17 protein-coding genes are annotated in these 17,366 nt (G+C 73.9%); 6 read left to right on the top strand and 11 right to left on the bottom strand.

Translation table 11 applies throughout. The annotated features are described in order from the left end of the window. Positions 1-111: 111 nt before the first annotated feature. Both purE and BCAV_RS05840 read right to left on the bottom strand, forming a co-directional pair. Positions 112-663, bottom strand: coding sequence for a 5-(carboxyamino)imidazole ribonucleotide mutase (gene purE, locus BCAV_RS05845; protein ID WP_015881659.1), 552 nt, complete (start codon positions 661-663; stop codon positions 112-114). Further along, positions 660-1,796, bottom strand: a complete 1,137-nt coding sequence (locus BCAV_RS05840; RefSeq protein WP_015881658.1) for a 5-(carboxyamino)imidazole ribonucleotide synthase — start codon at positions 1,794-1,796, stop codon at positions 660-662. The genes purE and BCAV_RS05840 overlap by 4 nt, the downstream gene beginning before the upstream one ends. 120 nt (positions 1,797-1,916) lie before the next feature. Here BCAV_RS05840 and BCAV_RS05835 point away from each other — a divergent pair, with 120 nt between their 5' ends. Then, positions 1,917-2,417: a GtrA family protein gene (locus tag BCAV_RS05835; RefSeq protein ID WP_015881657.1), complete on the top strand. Its 501-nt coding sequence runs from the start codon at positions 1,917-1,919 to the stop codon at positions 2,415-2,417. Between the two features lie 11 nt (positions 2,418-2,428). On the opposite strand, the gene BCAV_RS05830 is transcribed toward BCAV_RS05835, so the two are convergent. The 4 genes from BCAV_RS05830 to BCAV_RS05815 are packed head-to-tail and all read right to left on the bottom strand — an operon-like array spanning position 2,429 to position 6,418. After that, a complete protein-coding gene (locus tag BCAV_RS05830) occupies positions 2,429-3,754 on the bottom strand; it encodes an ATP-binding protein (RefSeq protein WP_015881656.1) in 1,326 nt (441 codons plus the stop codon). Between the two features lie 3 nt (positions 3,755-3,757). Then, the gene (locus tag BCAV_RS05825) at positions 3,758-4,441 is read right to left on the bottom strand and encodes a response regulator transcription factor (RefSeq protein ID WP_043346668.1); all 684 of its coding nucleotides are present in this window, start codon (positions 4,439-4,441) and stop codon (positions 3,758-3,760) included. Positions 4,442-4,478: 37 nt separating this feature from the next. Further along, positions 4,479-5,573 (bottom strand): adenylate/guanylate cyclase domain-containing protein, encoded by a 1,095-nt coding sequence (locus BCAV_RS05820; RefSeq protein ID WP_015881654.1) that lies wholly within the window; start codon positions 5,571-5,573, stop codon positions 4,479-4,481. A gap of 32 nt (positions 5,574-5,605) precedes the next feature. After that, positions 5,606-6,418 (bottom strand): biotin--[acetyl-CoA-carboxylase] ligase, encoded by an 813-nt coding sequence (locus BCAV_RS05815; protein WP_015881653.1) that lies wholly within the window; start codon positions 6,416-6,418, stop codon positions 5,606-5,608. Between the two features lie 121 nt (positions 6,419-6,539). Here BCAV_RS05815 and BCAV_RS05810 point away from each other — a divergent pair, with 121 nt between their 5' ends. The 3 genes from BCAV_RS05810 (at position 6,540) to BCAV_RS05800 (ending at position 9,518) form a co-directional block, all read left to right on the top strand. Then, positions 6,540-8,129: an acyl-CoA carboxylase subunit beta gene (locus BCAV_RS05810; protein ID WP_015881652.1), complete on the top strand. Its 1,590-nt coding sequence runs from the start codon at positions 6,540-6,542 to the stop codon at positions 8,127-8,129. After that, a complete protein-coding gene (locus tag BCAV_RS05805) occupies positions 8,126-8,449 on the top strand; it encodes an acyl-CoA carboxylase epsilon subunit (RefSeq protein ID WP_015881651.1) in 324 nt (107 codons plus the stop codon). The genes BCAV_RS05810 and BCAV_RS05805 overlap by 4 nt, the downstream gene beginning before the upstream one ends. A gap of 244 nt (positions 8,450-8,693) precedes the next feature. Beyond that, on the top strand, positions 8,694-9,518 hold the full coding sequence (locus tag BCAV_RS05800) for a hydroxymethylpyrimidine/phosphomethylpyrimidine kinase (protein WP_043348738.1): 825 nt from the start codon (positions 8,694-8,696) through the stop codon (positions 9,516-9,518). Positions 9,519-9,527: 9 nt separating this feature from the next. Here BCAV_RS05800 and BCAV_RS22910 read toward each other — a convergent pair whose 3' ends face one another. After that, positions 9,528-10,877: a VOC family protein gene (locus BCAV_RS22910; RefSeq protein ID WP_015881649.1), complete on the bottom strand. Its 1,350-nt coding sequence runs from the start codon at positions 10,875-10,877 to the stop codon at positions 9,528-9,530. 61 nt (positions 10,878-10,938) lie between these two features. Beyond that, positions 10,939-11,526, bottom strand: coding sequence for a TetR/AcrR family transcriptional regulator (locus BCAV_RS23145; RefSeq protein WP_050761667.1), 588 nt, complete (start codon positions 11,524-11,526; stop codon positions 10,939-10,941). A 59-nt stretch (positions 11,527-11,585) separates the two neighbouring features. Between BCAV_RS23145 and BCAV_RS05780 the strand changes: the two genes are divergently transcribed. Further along, positions 11,586-12,473, top strand: a complete 888-nt coding sequence (locus BCAV_RS05780) for an SDR family oxidoreductase (protein WP_015881647.1) — start codon at positions 11,586-11,588, stop codon at positions 12,471-12,473. Between the two features lie 135 nt (positions 12,474-12,608). On the opposite strand, the gene BCAV_RS05775 is transcribed toward BCAV_RS05780, so the two are convergent. Together BCAV_RS05775 and BCAV_RS05770 are read right to left on the bottom strand one after the other, a co-directional pair. Next, positions 12,609-13,706, bottom strand: a complete 1,098-nt coding sequence (locus BCAV_RS05775; RefSeq protein ID WP_015881646.1) for a Gfo/Idh/MocA family protein — start codon at positions 13,704-13,706, stop codon at positions 12,609-12,611. After that, the gene (locus BCAV_RS05770; RefSeq protein WP_015881645.1) at positions 13,703-14,500 is read right to left on the bottom strand and encodes a ThuA domain-containing protein; all 798 of its coding nucleotides are present in this window, start codon (positions 14,498-14,500) and stop codon (positions 13,703-13,705) included. Before BCAV_RS05770 ends, BCAV_RS05775 begins: the two co-directional genes overlap by 4 nt. A gap of 121 nt (positions 14,501-14,621) precedes the next feature. Here BCAV_RS05770 and BCAV_RS05765 point away from each other — a divergent pair, with 121 nt between their 5' ends. Continuing rightward, positions 14,622-16,307: a DUF885 domain-containing protein gene (locus BCAV_RS05765; protein ID WP_015881644.1), complete on the top strand. Its 1,686-nt coding sequence runs from the start codon at positions 14,622-14,624 to the stop codon at positions 16,305-16,307. A gap of 7 nt (positions 16,308-16,314) precedes the next feature. Here BCAV_RS05765 and BCAV_RS05760 read toward each other — a convergent pair whose 3' ends face one another. Beyond that, positions 16,315-17,292, bottom strand: coding sequence for an NAD-dependent epimerase/dehydratase family protein (locus BCAV_RS05760; RefSeq protein ID WP_015881643.1), 978 nt, complete (start codon positions 17,290-17,292; stop codon positions 16,315-16,317). Positions 17,293-17,366: the final 74 nt, after the last annotated feature.

The following is a 17,366-nucleotide window of genomic DNA, read 5'->3' as shown; positions in this document are numbered from 1 at the left end:
CGCTCACGTGTCGAGCGCGACTCGGCGCGAGCTCGTACCTGGCGGCGAGCTCGCACTCCCGGATGGTCGAGCTCGCCGCGAAGGTACGAGCTCGACGTCGGACGCCGCTCGTCAGGCCGTGAATCCGGTGGTGTGCCCTCGCGCGGCGCGCAGGCGCGCGCCCTTCGCCCGGGCCGTCTCGGCGAGACCCTCCTGGAAGGCGACGATCCGCTCCCGGAGGCGGGCGGCGTCGTCGTCGGCCCCCGCCGCGAGGATGCGCACCGCGAGCAGTCCGGCGTTCCGCGCACCGCCGATCGACACCGTCGCGACCGGGACCCCGGAGGGCATCTGCACGATCGAGAGCAGCGAGTCCATGCCGTCGAGGTGCGCGAGCGGGACGGGCACGCCGACCACCGGCAGCGGCGTCACCGACGCCAGCATGCCGGGGAGGTGCGCGGCTCCCCCGGCCCCCGCGATGAGGACGCGGAGGCCGCGGTCGGCGGCCGTGCGGCCGTACTCGAGCATCTCGGCGGGCGTGCGGTGCGCGGAGACCACGTCGACCTCGTGCGGGACGTCGTGCTCGGCGAGGGCGTCTGCGGCTGCCTCCATCGTCGGCCAGTCGGAGTCGGATCCCATGACGATGCCGACGACGGGGCGTGCGGAGCTTCCGGTGGCCTCGCTCATGTGGATGTCCCTTCGGTGGCGGTGCGGCCGGTGAGGTGCGCGACGGCGCGGGCGGCGTCACGGCGGAGCGCGTCCAGGTCGTCGCCCACGACCGTGACGTGGCCGAGCTTGCGCCCCGGCCGGACCTCCTTGCCGTACAGGTGGACCTTGACGTGCGGCAGCTCGGCCATGAGGGCCGGGTAGGCGGTCGTGGGGTCGGCGAGCTCGCTGCCCAGGACGTTCGCCATGACGGCGTGGGGCGCGCGCTGCGTCGGGTCGCCGAGCGGGAGGTCGAGCACCGCCCGCAGGTGCTGCTCGAACTGCGAGGTCGTGGCGGCGTCGATCGTCACGTGCCCGCTGTTGTGCGGCCGCATCGCCAGCTCGTTGACGAGCACGCGGCCGCCGACGTCGAACAGCTCGACGGCGAGCACACCCGTGACGCCGAGACCGTCAGCGATGGTGGCGGCGACCTGCGTCGCCTCCGCCGCCGCGGCGGGCGAGAGACCGGGAGCCGGTGAGAGCACCTCCGCGCACACGCCGTCCCGCTGGATCGTCTGCACGAGGGACCAGGCGCGCATCTCGCCCGAGGGACGCCGGGCGACGAGCGCCGCGAGCTCGCGCTCGAACGGGACGCACTCCTCGAGCAGCAGCGGGAACGGCCAGTCGATCGCGTCGTCCCGGCCGAGCAGCCGGACCCCCTTGCCGTCGTAGCCGCCGCGGGGCGTCTTGACGACGACGGGCCACCCGACGTCGTCGCCGAACGCCTCGATCTCGGCCCGACTGGTGACCGCCGCCCAGCGGGGGCAGGGCACGCCGAGCTCGGTCAGGCGCGTGCGCATCGCGATCTTGTCCTGCGCGTAGAGCAGCGCCTCCGGGCCGGGCTCGACCCGGTGGCCGTCGGCCCGGATCGCCTGCAGCGCCTCGCCGGGGACGTGCTCGTGCTCGAACGTCAGCACGTCGGCGTCCGCGGCGAGCCGGCGCAGCGCGTCGGCATCGGCGGCGGCGCCGACGCTCGAGGTGGGGATCACCTGCGCGGCGCTCGAGGTGGGTGACTCGACGAGGGCACGGAGCTCGACCTGCAGGCCGACCGCGGCCTGCGCCATCATCCGTGCCAGCTGGCCGCCTCCGACGACAGCGACCACGGGTGACGTCATGGGTCGATCGTATCGGCGTCAGCCGCCGGGGCCGACGCCGCAGACGGGCTGCGCCGCGGGCGGGAGCACCTGAGGGATCGAGCGCTACCCGGCCACAGCAACGCGGGCTACGCTCGGACGGTGCCGACCCGCGCCCTCTCGTCAACCCGCCTCCGCGGCCTCCTCCCGGAGCTCCTGCGGTTCGGCTCGGTGGGCGCCGTCGCGTTCGTCGTCGACGTCGGGCTGTTCAACCTCCTGCGATTTGGCCCCGGGCACCTGCTGGAGGCGAAGCCGCTGACGGCGAAGGTCGTCTCCGTCGCTGTCGCGACGCTCGTGGCGTGGCTCGGCAACCGCCACTGGACGTTCTCGGACCGGCGGACGGCGTCACGCACCCGGGAGTTCATCGGCTACAGCCTCGTCAACGTGGGCGGCATGGTCATCGCCGTCGGCTGCCTGTGGTTCTCCCACTACGTGCTCGGCCTGCAGACCGCCCTGGCGGACAACATCGCCGCGAACGTCGTCGGCCTCGGCCTCGGCACCGCGTTCCGCTACCTCGGCTACCGCTCGTGGGTCTTCACCGGCGACGAGGAGAAGCCGGTCGCGGGCGTCGGGCCGGTGCTCGAACCCGACCAGGTGGGCTGAGCGCGGCGTCGTCAGGGTCGGCGTCGCCGGCGGCCCACCGCCACGAGCGACCCCGGGGGAAGCACGCGGTCCGGGTCGAGGCGCGTGGGCACCGCGCTGAGGAAGATCGCGAACACCGGTGGGGACGCCTGGCGCAGCTCGAGGCGGCCGCCGTCGGCCGCCACGAGATCCCGCGCCAGGGCGAGCCCGAGCCCGCTGCCCTTCCCGGACGTCACCGAGCGTTCGAAGATCCGCGGCGCCAGCTTGGCGTCCACGCCCGGCCCCTCGTCGCTCACCTCGATCACCACGCCGTGGCCCGACGACGACGTCCGGCACGCCACCCGCGTCGTCCCGGCGCCGTACTTGAGGGAGTTCTCCAGGATCGTCGCGAGCACCTGCGCCAAGGCGCCCGGCGACGCCAGTACGGAGGCCGGCCCGGCGTCGTCGAACACGAGCTTCCGCCCGCTGCGCGCGTAAGTCGGCGCCCACTCGTCCTCCTGCTGGTGGAAGACGTCGGCGAGGTGCACGACCTCGGTCGTGCCGCCGCCCGCGCGTCGCGAGTTCGTGAGCAGGTCGTCGACGACGGCAACGAGTCGCTCGATCTGCTCGAGGGAGACCCGCGCCTCCTCGCGCACGTCGTCGTCGGTGGTGAGCGCCTGGATCTCCTCGAGCCGCATCGACAGCGCCGTGAGCGGGGTGCGGAGCTGGTGCGACGCGTCGGCCGCGAACTGCCGCTCGGCGGCGAGCCGAGCCGCCATCCGGTCCGACGTCCGCGCCAGCTCGGCCGCCACGAGGTCGATCTCCTCGACACCGGACGGTTCCAGCCGCGGCCGCACCTGCCCCGAGCCGATCTGCTCGGCGCTGGCCGCGAGGTAGACGAGCGGCGCGGCGAGCCGGCGCGCCTGGTAGCGCGCGAGAAGCGTCGCGATGACGAACGCGACCGCCGACGCGATCACCACGTAGACGACGACCTGGCCCATCCGCCACGCGAGCGCATAACCGGAGATGTCGAGCACCACGAGCCCGCCCGACGGCGTCGCCTGCTTGACCAACCACGTCGGCTGGTCCGAGTAATCCGGCCCGACGTGGATGACCTCGCCGTCCGGCGTCGTCACCGTGATCGAGGCGGCGAGGGCCGAGTCCTCCTCGACCCACAGCTCGAGGGCGTCCGGGCTGAGGGGAGCGTTGATCGCGAAGTAGCGCTCGACCTGCCGCGCCACTGCCGCCGTGCGGACCTCGAGGTTCTGCACGGCCGCGTCCCGCACCATGAGCGCGCCCAGGACCGCCGTCGGGACCCCGATCAGGATGACCGCCACCACGACGGCGGAGATGGTCGCCAGCAGGACGCGCCTACGCACGGACTAGCCGTCTCCGTCCTCGAACCGGAAGCCCATGCCCCGGACGGTCGAGATGTAGCGCGGCGCGTTCGCGTCGTCGCCGAGCTTCCGGCGGAGCCAGGAGATGTGCATGTCGAGCGTCTTCGTGGAGCCCGTCGGGTCGGACGCCCAGACCTCGCGCATGAGCGACTCGCGCGACACCACGGAACCGGCCTCGCGCACGAGCACGCGCAGCAGCTCGAACTCCTTCGCCGTGAGCTGCAGCTCCCGCTCGCCCTGGAACGCCCGGTGCGCGGCGACGTCGACCCGCACGTTCTGGGCGCTCAGCTCGTCGTCGTCGCCGCCGTCGGCCCCGGCCCGCCGCAGCAGCGCACGGACGCGGGCCAGGAGCTCCGCGAGCCGGAACGGCTTGGTCACGTAGTCGTCGGCGCCGGCGTCCAGGCCGACCACGAGATCCACCTCGTCGGCCCGCGCCGTCAGCACGAGCACCGGCGTGGTCAGGCCCTGGTTGCGGATCCAGCGCGCGACGTCGAGCCCGTCCATGTCCGGGAGGCCGAGGTCGAGCACGAACAGGTCGGTGCTCGCGGCACCCTCGATCGCGCCCCGGCCGGTGCCGTGGACGGACACGTCGTACCCCTCACGGGTCAGCGCCCGGGCGAGGGGCTCAGCGATGGCGGGATCGTCCTCAGCGAGCAGCACTCTGGTCACGGGCCCCATCGTAATCTCATACGCTCCCCAAGCGCGCTTATCGGGATCCTTCGCCCGCGTCCCGTGTCCTCGGCCCGACGTCCCCGTCCGGCTGCCGTTCGAGCAGCACGGGTTCGACGACGCCGATCCCTGCGACCTGCTGCGCGTCCAGGTCGCGGTGGGCGAACAGACCGCTGCCGGCGTCGAGATCGGCGAGCACCGCCCAGGTCACCGCGTCGGTGAGGATCTGACCGGGACCGGCGATGTCGGCGAGCCGGGACGCGAGGTTGACCGTCGGCCCGAACACGTCGCCGGAGCGGGACAGCACCCGCCCCCAGGTGATCGCTCCCCGCACGGGCACCGGCTGCTCGGCCACCTCGAGCACCCGGACGACGTCGAGAGCCACCTCGGCGCCGGTCACGAGGTCGTCGGCGACGAACAGGACGCCGTCGCCGAGCGTCTTCACCACGCGGGCGCCCGCCGTCGTGATCGCGTCCCGCGCCAACAGCTCGAAGGACTGCACGAGCTCCGCGAGGTCGTGGGCGCCCAGGTGGGCCGTGCGCGAGGTGTAGGAGACGACGTCGACGAAGCCGATGGCCCGTTCGAGGGGGAGCTCGTCGCCGCCCTGGGCCTGCGCCCCCGACCGGCCGACGGCGGCGTCCATCCGCCGCAGCAGCGCGGCCAGGTGGCGGCGCCACGCGTAGACCATCCCGCGCTCGAGCAGGTCCGTCGCGATGCCGATCCGGTCGAGCACGAGGAGCCGCGCGCTCGTGTCGTCGAGGCCGAGCCGGCGCACGCCGTCGTCCACCAGGGCCTCGACCTGCCACAGTGCCAGCCGGTCCGCGGAGTGCGACTGCGCGCGCAGCACCGTCACGAACGTGCGCTCGTCGATCCGCCCGCTCGCCATGAGCGCCGCGGCGTCGCGGACGGCGTCGGCGTCGGTCGCGGTGAAGGCCACCTCGTCGTCGCGCACGTTCGCGAACCCCATCGCGCGCCAGAACATGCGGACGAACGCCGGCGTCGTCCGCGCCGCCACCGCCACGTCGTCGACGGTCAGCGTCGGCGCGCCCCCGAGGAGCGCCCGCTCGTGGCGCTCGTACGTCGAGGGCTGGGCGGGCGAGGACTCCGGCCGCTCCGAGGCGCTGTGACTCACGTCACGAGAGCGTACCTCCGCTCAGCGAGCGCTCAGGCGAGCCGCAGGTGCCGCACGTCGCCGGCGTCGACCGCCTGGAGGTGGCCGCCCACGTCGACGAGCAGGCGACCGGCCGTGTCCAGGTCGACGGCGCGCCCTTCGAGCACGTGCCCGCCGGGCAGCTGGACGGCGACGGCCTCGTCGAGCGTCGTCGTCACCGCTCGCAGGGCGTCGAGCAGGCCGGACGTCTGCGGGTCGCCGTCGGCGTCCTCCCACACGGTGAACGCCCGGGCCAGGGCCGTTCCGACGGCGTCGAGCACGTGCTCCGCGTCGGTGACGATGCCCGCCAGCGCGAGCGAGGTCGCCCAGGGCACGGGAAGCTCGTCCGCCGCCTGCGCCACGTTAACCCCGACGCCGAGGACCACGGCGCCCGGCGACCGCTCCGTCGTCGCGCCCGGCACCGCGTCGGCCAGCACCCCGCCCACCTTGCGCAGCGGTCCCCAGCCCTCGATCGCCGGCTGGGCGGGCAGCACGACGTCGTTGGGCCACTTGAGCGCCGCCGGGGCGCCGAGCTGGCGCAGCCCGGTGACGACGGCGAACCCGCCGAGCAGTGTGAGAACCGGCCAGCGTTCCGGCGCCACGCGCGGGCGCAGGACGATCGAGACGGTGAGCGCCGTGCCGGGCGGGGTCTCCCACCCGCGTCCGGTGCGGCCGCGGCCGGCGTCCTGGTGCTCGGCGCGCAACGCGGCGAGATGCGGCCACGCGGCCGGGTCGGCGCGCAGGCCCGCCACGACGTCGTCGTTCGTGGAGCCGGTGCGCGGCACGACGTCGAGACGCGGGAAGACGCTCGGACCTGGCTCCGCCATCCCACCAGGGTCCCACGCACGCCGCGCGGGGCCCGTTGTGCCGACCCGACAACGAAACCTCGCCCGACACCCCGCATCCCGGCAGGAGAAGTGCCGAACCACACAACTAGGGTGGAGGATCGTGACCGACCCCACCGCGGCCTCGACCACCGCCGCCAAGCTCGACGACCTGCGCCGGCGCCTCGCCGACGACCTCGACGCCCCCGCGGCGGCCGCCGTCGAACGCCAGCACGCCCGCGGCAAGAAGTCCGCCCGGGAGCGCATCGACGCGCTGCTCGACGACGGCTCGTTCACCGAGATCGACGCGTTCGCCCGGCACCGATCCACCAACTTCGGGCTGGAGCGGCGACGCCCGCTCGGGGACGGCGTCGTCATCGGCCACGGCACGATCGACGGCCGCAACGTGTGCATCTACTCGCAGGACTTCACCGTGTTCGGCGGCAGCCTCGGCGAGGTGCACGGGCAGAAGATCGCGAAGATCCAGGACCTCGCGCTGCGCACGGGCGTGCCCCTCATCGGGATCAGCGACGGCGGCGGGGCACGCATCCAGGAGGGCGTGGCCGCGCTCACCCAGTTCGCGGAGATCTTCCGGCGCAACGTCGCCGCCTCCGGCGTCATCCCGCAGATCTCCCTGATCCTCGGGCCGAGCGCCGGCGGCGCCGTCTACTCTCCCGCCCTGACGGACTTCATCGTGATGGCCGACAAGACGTCGAACATGTTCATCACCGGACCCGACGTGATCCGGGCGGTGACCGGCGAGGACGTCGGGTTCGAGGAGCTCGGTGGCGCGCAGACTCACAACGAGCGCTCCGGCGTCGCGCACTACCTCGCCGCCGACGAGGACGACGCGTTCGAGTACGTCCGCGCGCTGCTCACCTTCCTGCCGTCCAACAACCTCACGGACGCTCAGACGTTCCCGGCCGAGACCTCCCTCGAGGTCACCGCCGAGGACTCCGAGCTCGACACGCTCGTGCCCGACTCGGACTCGCAGCCGTACGACATGCACACGGTGATCGAGCACGTCCTCGACGACGGCGCCCTGCTCGAGGTGCAGCCGCTGTTCGCGAAGAACGTGGTGGTGGGCTTCGGGCACGTGGACGGCCACGCCGTCGGGATCGTTGCCAACCAACCGCTCGCGATGGCCGGGACGCTCGACATCAACGCCGCCGAGAAGGCCGCCCGGTTCGTGCGCACGTGCGACGCGTTCAACCTCCCGGTGCTGACGTTCGTCGACGTCCCGGGCTTCCTGCCCGGCACCGACCAGGAGTGGAACGGGATCATCCGGCGGGGCGCGAAGCTCATCTACGCGTACGCCGAGGCGACCGTGCCGCTCGTCACGGTCATCACCCGCAAGGCCTACGGCGGTGCGTACATCGTCATGGGCTCGAAGCAGCTCGGCGCCGACGTCAACCTCGCGTGGCCGACGGCGCAGATCGCCGTCATGGGGGCCTCCGGCGCAGTCAACATCCTGCAGCGCGGGGCTCTGCGAGCCGTCGCGGAGTCCGGCGGGGACGTCGAGACCGAACGCGCCCGCCTCATCGGCGAGTACGAGGACGCGATCGTCAACCCGTGGGACGCGGCGGAGCGGGGCTACGTGGACGCCGTCATCGCCCCGTCCGAGACCCGGGTGCAGATCGTGCGGGCCCTGCGTGCCCTGCGCAGCAAGCGGGCGACGCTGCCCCCCAAGAAGCACGGGAACATCCCGCTGTGAGGCTGTTCGGGCGGCGCCCGGCGCCGGACGAGGCACCGGCCGACGCGGAGGTCGCGGTCACGCTCGACGCGGCCGGGCAGCCGGTGGTCCACGTCGTGCGCGGGGCGCCGGACGACGTCGAGCTCGCCGCCCTGGTCGCCGGGCTCGCCGCCGCGCGCGCGGCTCTCGCCGCGGAGGCGGACGACGACGCCGCGCCGTCGTCGGCCTGGGTCGCCGCGTCCCGCGTGCGCCGGCTGCCGGGTACGGGAGCCGGCGCGGCTCCGGCGTTCGGGAGCGCCGGCCGGGGCCTGGACGCGTGGCGCCGGTCCCTCCGCGCCTGACCCTCCCCCTTCGCGAGAGGTTCTGTGCGCCACCGCGAGAGGTTCTGTGCGCCACCGCGAGAGGTTCTGTGCGCCACCGCGAGAGGTTCTGTGCGCCACCGCGAGAGGTTCCTTGCGCGACCGCGAGAGGTTCCCTGCGCCACCGCGAGCCGTCCCGACGTCGAGAGCATGCTCCGTCCGCCGTCGCTCGGCGTGTCGCGAGGAGGGATCACGCACTGGGCGAGATGTGCGTACGGTGACCCCCGTGACTGAACTCGCGTACGTCGTCGCCGGGTCGGAGGCCACCGGTGGCGCGGGGATCCAGGCAGACCTCAAGACGTTCCAGGCGCTCGGCACGTACGGCGTCGGCACCATCACCTGCATCGTGTCGTTCGATCCGACGAACGCGTGGGGTCACAGGTTCGTGCCGGTCGACCCCCAGGTCATCGCCGACCAGATCGAGGCCGCGACCTCGTGCCACGACCTCGACGTCGTGAAGATCGGCATGCTGGGCACGCCGGCGACGATCGACGTCGTCGCCCGCTCGCTGTCGGCGCAGCCCTGGCGCCACGTGGTGCTCGACCCCGTGCTGATCTGCAAGGGCCAGGAGCCCGGCGCCGCGCTCGACACGGACACCGCGCTCACGGCGCAAATCCTGCCGCTCGCCACGGTCGTCACGCCGAACCACTTCGAGGCTCTCACGCTCTCCGGGATGGACGCGATCTCGACCGCCCGGGACCTCGCCGAGGCCGCCCGTCGCATCCACGCACGTCTCGACACGAGCGGGGGTCCGCGCTACGTCGTCGCGAAGGGTGGCGTCGAGCTCCCCGGTCCCGACGCCGTCGACGTCCTGTTCGACGGCGACGGGGTCACCGAGTTCCGGACGCCGAAGATCGGCGAGGAGCGGGTCAGCGGGGCGGGGTGCACGTTCGCTGCGGCGATCACCGCCGAGCTCGCGAAGGGCGCCGACGTGACGGACGCCGTCGCCGTCGCGAAGCGCGTCGTGACGCAGGGGATCACCGATCGGTTGGCGTCGCACGCCCCGTTCGACGCCGTGCTGCTACGCGCAGCGGCCGTGGAGACGGTGTAGGCGATCGCCTCATCGCGCCGCGGCCAGGCACAGCTCGTTTCCCTCGACGTCGGCGATCAGCGTCCTGTCCGGCCCCTCGTCCCCGACGACGTGCCCACCGGCGGCGACGGCGCCCAGCACGCGGGCAGCCGCGTGCTGGGCCGGGACCGTGACCTCGAGCCGGATCCGGTTGCGCTGCCCCCGCGGCTCGTCCATCTGCTGGAACCAGACGACCGGGCAGTGGCCGAGCGGGTCGAGGAGGTCCTGGTCGGTGTCAGGTCGAGGCTCGTAGCCGAGGGCGGCGCCCCAGAACCCCTTCACCGCGGGGATGTCGAGAGCGTCGATCGCGACGAGCAGGCTCTGCACACCGGTCGGGTCCGCGACGAGGCCGAGAGCGCGGGCGATGGTCGAGATCTCCCGCGCCAGCACGACGTCCTGCCTGCTTGCCGGCCCGCCGAACGTCGGCGTCAGCGTGATGAGGCGGACCGTGACGCCGTCCGGCCGGAGATCGAGCTCCGGCCGGCGGTCGCCGAGGCCGGGCAGGACGCTGACCTCGCGCACGAGCCGGGCGCCCGCAGCCAGGCTCCCGGCTCGGAAGAACGCAGTGGCGCCCATGTCGAGCATCCGCCAGTCGGCGACGCCGGCGGTCTCGTGGAACTCGCGCCAGCCGACCTCGGCCGGCTCGTCGGCAGCCTCGGCCAGATCGCCGTCCCAGCCCTCGCGCTCGCCCGGGGCACGGGGCACGAGATCCGGGTTCGCGCCGCCGGCGCAGGTCTCGTTCCCCTCCGCGTCAGCGATCACCCACGGCCGGGCGGCCGTGACGACGCGGCCTCCCGCCGCCAGCGCCGCAGCACGGCGAGCGTCCGCGAGGTCGTACGGCGTGGCGAGGTCGATGTGGACACGATGGCGGCGTCCGTCTGGCTCATGACCCGGCCGGAACACGAACGTGGCGTTCCGCCCGCGCGGGTCGACGAGCGAGTCGCCGTTCGCCTCGTAGCCGAGCGCCGCCTGCCACATCGGCAGCACGGCCGGGACGTCCGACGCGTCGATCGCCACCTCCACGGACTGGAGCGCTGACGAGTCCGAGGGTGCGTGCAGCCGTCGGGCGACGGCGGAGATCCGGGCCGCGGTGCCCGCCTCCAGGCGGCCGTCGCCCTCACCGGCACCGTCGGCCGGCAGCCGCACGGTGACCCCGCGGCGGCGCACGTCGATCGCCACCCGCACGGCATCTGCCGGCACCAGGGTCACGACCGCCTTGGCGAGCTCGGCGCCGACGGCGAACGAGCCGGTCCGGAAATGCGCGCAGACCCCCTCGCTCAGCAGGCTCCAGTCGCCGGGATCACGCCGTCGCTCCGCCGTCGTCGCACCCGGCTCGGACACTCGTCGGCCCTCCTCACGTGCTCGACCTCGTCACGAGCATCCTCCCGCCCGCCCGCTCCACTCAATCGCGGAAGCCCTGCGCGGCGCGCCGCACCGCCGTGCGCATCGCCGCCTGCGCCGCCCCGGCATCGGCACCGGGGCGTGCGCGGGCGGCGGACGAGGCCGCGCCCAGCACCGCCCCGACGAGCGCCCCGAGCTCGACCGCGTCGACGGCGTCGCCGAAGCGGTCCTCGGCCGCCGCGACGAGCGCGGCGTGGGCGCGCACGAGTCGACGCAGCAACGAGACCGGCACACCGGCGACGGCGCCCAGCACCCGTGAGCGGTCGACGGCGAGCGCCGCGATCTCGGGAAAGTGGGCGACGAGCAGCTCGACGGCGCCCACCACGGCGTCGACCGGGTCCGCCCCCTGGGGCGCCGCCCGGATCGCGTTCGCCGCCTCGGCCACGAAGTCCTCGACGTGAGCGAACAGCACGTCCTCCTTCGACGCGAAGTGGAGGAAGAAGGTGCGGGGAGCGATGTCGGCGGCGGCCGCGATGTCCGCGACCGTTGTCTGCCGGAAGCCGCGGGTGGCGAAGAGGTCGGTGGCGGCGGCGACGACGGCGTCCCGCGTCTGCTGCTTCTTGCGTTCCCGCCTGCCGGTGCCCTCCACGGGCCGCACTCTACCGCCTGTCGGTGCACTTCTGCAGCGATGCACTACTGTATCGATGCATGAATGCACTGACTTCTCCCCACACCGATCGCCGCTACGTCGTCACCGGCTCCACCGGCGGGATCGGTGGTGCGCTCCGCGACCTCCTCACGGCCTCCGGCGCCGAGGTCATCGGGGTCGACCTGCTCGACGCGGAGGTCACGGCGGATCTCGCGACGCCCGACGGGCGGCGGTCGCTCGTCGCCGACGTCCGCCGACTCTCCGGCGGTCGGATCGACGGCGTGGCGGCGGTGGCCGGCGTCGGCGCGCTCGACCCCGTCACCGTGCGGCTCAACTACTTCGGGACGCTGGCGACCCTCGACGGGCTCGGCCCGCTGCTGACGGCGAGCGACGCCCCGCGCGTCACCGTCGTCTCGTCGCTCGCCTCGATCGTGCCGACGGACCGCCGGGTCGTCGCGGCATGCCTCGCCGGGAACGAGACGCGGGCCGTTGCCGCCGCGGAGCGCGTCATCGCGAAGGGCCGCGGCCGGATCGTGTACGGCTCGACCAAGCTCGCGCTCAACCGGTGGCTGCGGCGGCACGCTGTCGGACGGGACTGGGCCGGCGCGGGGATCCCGCTGAACGCCGTCGCCCCGGGGGTCGTCGACACCGCCGCGGCGCACGAGATGGTGCTCGGCGATCCCGACGAGCGGCGCGCGACGGTGGCGATCATGCCGCAGCCGCTCGGCTTCCCCGGGCCCGTAGACGGCGTGGCCTCGGCTCTCGCGTGGCAGCTCGGGCGCGACAACACGTTCATGACGGGTCAGGTGGCGTTCGTGGACGGCGGCGCCGACGCCGTGCTCCGGCAGGACGGGCCGGTGCGCCCGACGTGGCGCGACACGGTGCGCCTCACGCGCCGCTACCTCGCCGCGCGACGACAGGGTCGCAGCGCTCCGGCCGACGCGTAGCGCGCACACCCCATGGTGCCGTGGCGCCACGATCCTCTCGCGGTCGCGCACGGATCCTCTCGCGGTCGCGCACAGACCCTCTCGCGGTCGCGCACAGACCCTCTCGCGGTCGCGCACAGATCCTCTCGCGGAGGGTCAGCGGGCGACGAGCGCCTCGCGCACCGACGACCACCCGGCGAGCACCGCACGGACCTCGGGGTTCGCCTCGGCTGCGACGGCGTCGACGCGAGCGCGCTCGAGCAGGTCGTCGAGCCGCACCCGCTCCCCCGTCCGCGCGGACTCCACCGCAGCCTCCACCATCGCGAGGCTGCGCACGTTCTCGTGGATCTCGCCCGACGGCGTCGTCCCGCCCGCCAGGGCGGCGAGGAACGCCGCGAGCGCAGCGGCGATCCCCTCCGAGGGCGCAGCGGACGTGACGGCGTGCGGGCCGCCGTCGTCCCCGTCATCCACCACCGGCGCGGTCTCGCCGTCCCACGTCACCGTGCCGAGCGCTCCGCCGATGCGCCACGACGCGTTCCACGAGGTCTCCGCACCCGGCGCGCACCACGACCCGTGGTACGAGAACCGCGCGCCGCCGGCCATCTCGAACACGGCCACCGCGGCGGCGTCGCCGTCGTACCAGCTCCACGACGGGTTGTACGTGTCGCACCAGACGGACTCCGCCTCGGCGCCCAGCACGTACCGCGCCGCGTCGAGGTGGTGGATCGCCATGTCGACGAGCAGCGGCTGCGCCATCGCCTCGCGGAACCCGCCGAACCGCGGGGCACGGAAGAACTCGGCGGTCGCCGAGCCCACGGCCCCCAGCGTCCCGACCGCAGCGCGCAGCGACTCCACGTGCGGGTTCCAGCGGCGCGACTGGCTCACCATGAACAGCCGGCCGGTGACCTCCGACGCAGCGGCGAGCGAGAGCGCCTGCGCCACGTCCACGGCTGCCGGCTTCTCGCCGAGCACGGGATACCCCGCGAAGAGCGCGGCGGTGGTCACGGCGTGGTGCGCCTCGGGGATCGCGACGTCGACGACGGCGTCCGCGCCCACCTCGCGCGCCAGCGTCACCACGTCGTCGCCGGCGGGCACGTCGGACGCGCCGAGGTCCTCGAGCGCAGCGAGAGCCACGTCCGGCCGCAGATCGACGACGCCCGCGAGCGTGGCGCCGTCGGCGTCGAGGATCGTCCGCATCCAGGCGCGGCCCATGCCGCCCGCGCCGACGACGACGAGGCGCGGTGAGGTCGTCACGCGGGCGAGGCGACGCCGTCGGTCGCGGCGAGCTCGAGCGCGGCGGCCTCGATCGCCGGCACGTCGGCGCGGAAGATCCCCGGCAGCTCGCGCTCGGCGCGGGAGGGGCGCGCCCACGCCACGGCGTTCGCGATCACGCGCCGGATCCCCGGCTGGTAGTACACCGGGTAGTCCTGGTCGCCCGGGCGGAAGTAGAAGACCTTGCCGTGGCCGCGCTTCCAGGCGCCACCGGAGCGGAAGACCTCGCCGCCCGTGAACGAGGAGACGAACACGAGCTCGTCCGGCGCCGGGACGTCGAAGTGCTCGCCGTACATCTCGTCCTCGGCGTTGACGAGCGGCTGCGGGACGCCCGCCGCGATCGGGTGCGTCGGGTCCACGGTCCAGATCAGCTCGCGGTCGTGGTCGTTGCGCCAGCGCAGGCGGCAGCTGGTCCCCATGAGGAGCTTGAACGGCTTCGCGAAGTGGGCGGAGTGCAGGGCGATGAGGCCCATCCCCGACAGCACGTGCTCCTGCACGCGCTGGGCGACGGCGTCGCTCACGTCGTCGTGCGCGGCATGACCCCACCAGGTGAGCACGTCGGTGGAGGCGAGGACCTCCTCGGTGAGCCCGTTCTCGGGCTCCTCGAGAGTCGCTGTCCGGACGACGACGGCGTCGCCGAGGTGCTCACGGATCGCGTCGGCGACCACGGTGTGCATCCCGTCGGGATAGATCGCCCGGACCTGCTCGTCACGCCGTTCGTGGACGTTCTCGCCCCACACGGTCACGCGAAGGGGTGAGGGCTCGGGCAGCGTCATCGATGGGGCTCCGTTCGGGAAGGGAGGCTGACGCGCGACGGCGTCGAATCGGTTCGAGTGACGACGCTACCCCAGCGGATTGGCACCCGGTAGCCCGCGCCGGCGTCGTAGGCTCGCGGTCGTGACCACAGCAGAACGCGCCAGCACCCCCACCGACGCCGTCGCCGAGGACTACGTCACCACGCTCGGGCGCCTGAGCCCGATGCTGCGGACGTACGTCGGCCTGCCGGGCGACCAGTCGGAGCTCGACGACTTCTCACCGGCCGGGCTCGCCACGCAGGACGCGGAGCGCACCGCCGTCCTCGGGAGGCTCGCCGGCATCGCCGCGATCGACGAGGTCGACACCGTCACGCAGGCGGCCATGCGCGAACGTCTGGGGCTCGAGGGTGAGCTGTACGACGCCGGCGAGGACCTGTCGAACCTCAACGTCATCTCGTCGCCGCTGCAGGGGATCCGCGAGATCTTCGACCTCATGCCCACGGACACGGCCGAGGACTGGGCCACGATCGCCGCCCGCATGGCGAACGTGCCGGCGGCGATCGACGGCTTCACGGAGTCGCTGCGCGAAGGAGCGGCCACCGGGCTCGTCGCGGCGACCCGGCAGGTCGCCGCGTGCATCGCGCAGGCCGAGGAGCTCGCGGGCGACGACAGCTTCTGGGCGCAGCTCGCCGAGCGCGGCGCCCAGGCCGGCGACGCCGCAGCCCTGGTGGCCGGGGCGGACGCAGCGCGCGGCGCGTACGGCGAGCTCGCGACGTTCCTGCGCGACGAGCTCGCGCCCCGCGCGCCCGAGGCGGACGCCGTCGGCCGCGAGCGGTACGAGCGGTTCTCCCGGACGTTCCTCGGCGCGCAGGTCGACCTCGACGAGACGTACGAGTGGGGCCTCGAGGAGCTCGCCCGCATCGTCGCCGAGCAGGACGCAGTCGCCGCCGAGCTGTACGGATCCGGCACCTCACCCGAGGAGGCGATGGCCAGGCTCGACGCCGACCCCGCTCGGCAGCTGCACGGCACCGACGCGCTGCGGGAGTGGATGCAGACCACGTCCGACGCCGCCGTCGCCGCGCTCGCGGACACGCAGTTCGACATCCCCGAACCCGTGCGGCGTCTGGAGTGCATGATCGCGCCGACCCAGTCCGGCGGGATCTACTACACCGGGCCGACGAACGACTTCTCGCGGCCCGGGCGCATGTGGTGGGCGGTGCCCGAGGGCGTCACCGAGTTCGGCACGTGGCGCGAGCGCACGACCGTGTACCACGAGGGCGTTCCCGGCCACCACCTGCAGATCGGCCAGACGGTGTACCGCTCGGCGCTGCTCAACACCTGGCGCCGCCAGCTGTGCTGGGTCAGCGGGCACGGCGAGGGCTGGGCGCTGTACGCGGAGCGGCTGATGGCCGACCTCGGCTTCCTCGACGACCCGGCCGACCGGATGGGCATGCTCGACGGCCAGCGCCTCCGCGCGGCGCGCGTGGTGCTCGACATCGGCGTGCACCTGGGCAAGCCGTGCCCGTCGGCGTGGGGCGGCGGCACGTGGGACGCGGAGAAGGCCTGGACGTTCCTCGACGCCAACGCGAACATGGCCGAGGGCTTCCTGCGGTTCGAGCTCGACCGCTACCTCGGGTGGCCCGGGCAGGCGCCCGCGTACAAGGTCGGCCAGCGCCTCTGGGAGCAGATCCGCGACGACGCCCGAGCCGTCGCCGGGGACGCGTTCGACCTGCGGGCGTTCCACCGCCGCGCGCTCGACGTCGGCTCCGTCGGCCTCGACGTGCTCCGTGAGGCGCTCTCGCAGCCGACGGCGGCCTCCCCCGCGTAGGCAGCGCTCAGACGGGCTTCGCGACGGCCGGCTTGGCGGCCGTACCCTGCCCGAGCCGCCCGAGCCCGGCCCGGGCGACGTCGTCGATCGTCGTCTCCCACGGCGTCGGCGTCAGCCCGAACGTCGCGGCGGTCTCCGCGTGGTCGGCGACGAACGGCGCGTCGAACTGGTACGTCATCTCGAGGACCTCGCGCAGCTGCGGCTGGACGACGCCGGCGGCGCGCATCGCGAGCCGTGGGAGGCGCCGCACTCGTGCGGGCAGGGCGCCGCCGGCGGCCGCCACGTCCTGCGCGACCTCGCGGATGGAGCGAGCGGGCGCGCTCGGCACGTGCCACGCGCGACCCCAGGCGCGGTCGTCGAGGGCGATCGTCGCGACGGCGCGGGCGATGTCGCCGATCGCCGTCCAGGTGTGCACGGCGTCGGGATCGCCGATCACGCGCGCGACGCGGCCCTGCAGCACGGGGTCGACGAGCCGCGGCCCGGCGTGGGCCGTCAGGTGGCCGGTGACCTGGCCGCCCACGTAGTCGGACGCGCGGACCTCCGTCACCCGCACGCGCCCGGAGGACTGGGCGGCGAGCATCTCGTGCCACATCCGCCCGCGGATCCGCCCCTTGCGGGTCGGTGGGTCGATCGGCGACCGCTCGGTCATCGGGTTCGTCCCCGCCGGGTACAGGTAGAGGTTCCCGACGGTCACGAGGTCCGCGCCGGCGGCCGCGGCGGCGTCGATGATCGCCGCGTGGAGCGGCGGCCACCCCTCGGCCCAGTCGGCGTACGGGAGGTTCAGCGCGTTGACGACGACGTCGTGCCCGGTCGCGACGTCGCGCAGCGGCCCGGTGGCGACGTCCATCGCGACGCGGGTGATCCGCGGGTGGTCTGGCCCGGAGCCGGATCGGGTCACGACCGTGACGTCGTGACCGTCGTCGACGACGGTGCGGGCGGTGGTCGCGCCGATCGGGCCGGCGCCGAGGATGAGAAAGCGTGCCATGGGACTTCTCCGTTTCGTGAACAGTGTTCTCTTGTGAGAACATCGTTCACCAGCGGGTGGCGAGATGTCAAGAA

The organism is Beutenbergia cavernae DSM 12333 (genome assembly GCF_000023105.1).
Taxonomy (GTDB): Bacteria; Actinomycetota; Actinomycetes; order Actinomycetales; family Beutenbergiaceae; genus Beutenbergia; species Beutenbergia cavernae.
This window is presented reverse-complemented; position numbering and strand designations above follow the sequence as displayed.

Coding starts and splice junctions, on each gene's coding strand:
- purE (WP_015881659.1), bottom strand. CDS start 663: ATGAGCGAGGCCACCGGAAGCTCCGCACGCCCCGTCGTCGGCATCGTC.
- BCAV_RS05840 (WP_015881658.1), bottom strand. CDS start 1,796: ATGACGTCACCCGTGGTCGCTGTCGTCGGAGGCGGCCAGCTGGCACGG.
- BCAV_RS05815 (WP_015881653.1), bottom strand. CDS start 6,418: ATGGCGGAGCCAGGTCCGAGCGTCTTCCCGCGTCTCGACGTCGTGCCG.
- BCAV_RS05780 (WP_015881647.1), top strand. CDS start 11,586: ATGAATGCACTGACTTCTCCCCACACCGATCGCCGCTACGTCGTCACC.
- BCAV_RS05770 (WP_015881645.1), bottom strand. CDS start 14,500: ATGACGCTGCCCGAGCCCTCACCCCTTCGCGTGACCGTGTGGGGCGAG.
- BCAV_RS05760 (WP_015881643.1), bottom strand. CDS start 17,292: ATGGCACGCTTTCTCATCCTCGGCGCCGGCCCGATCGGCGCGACCACC.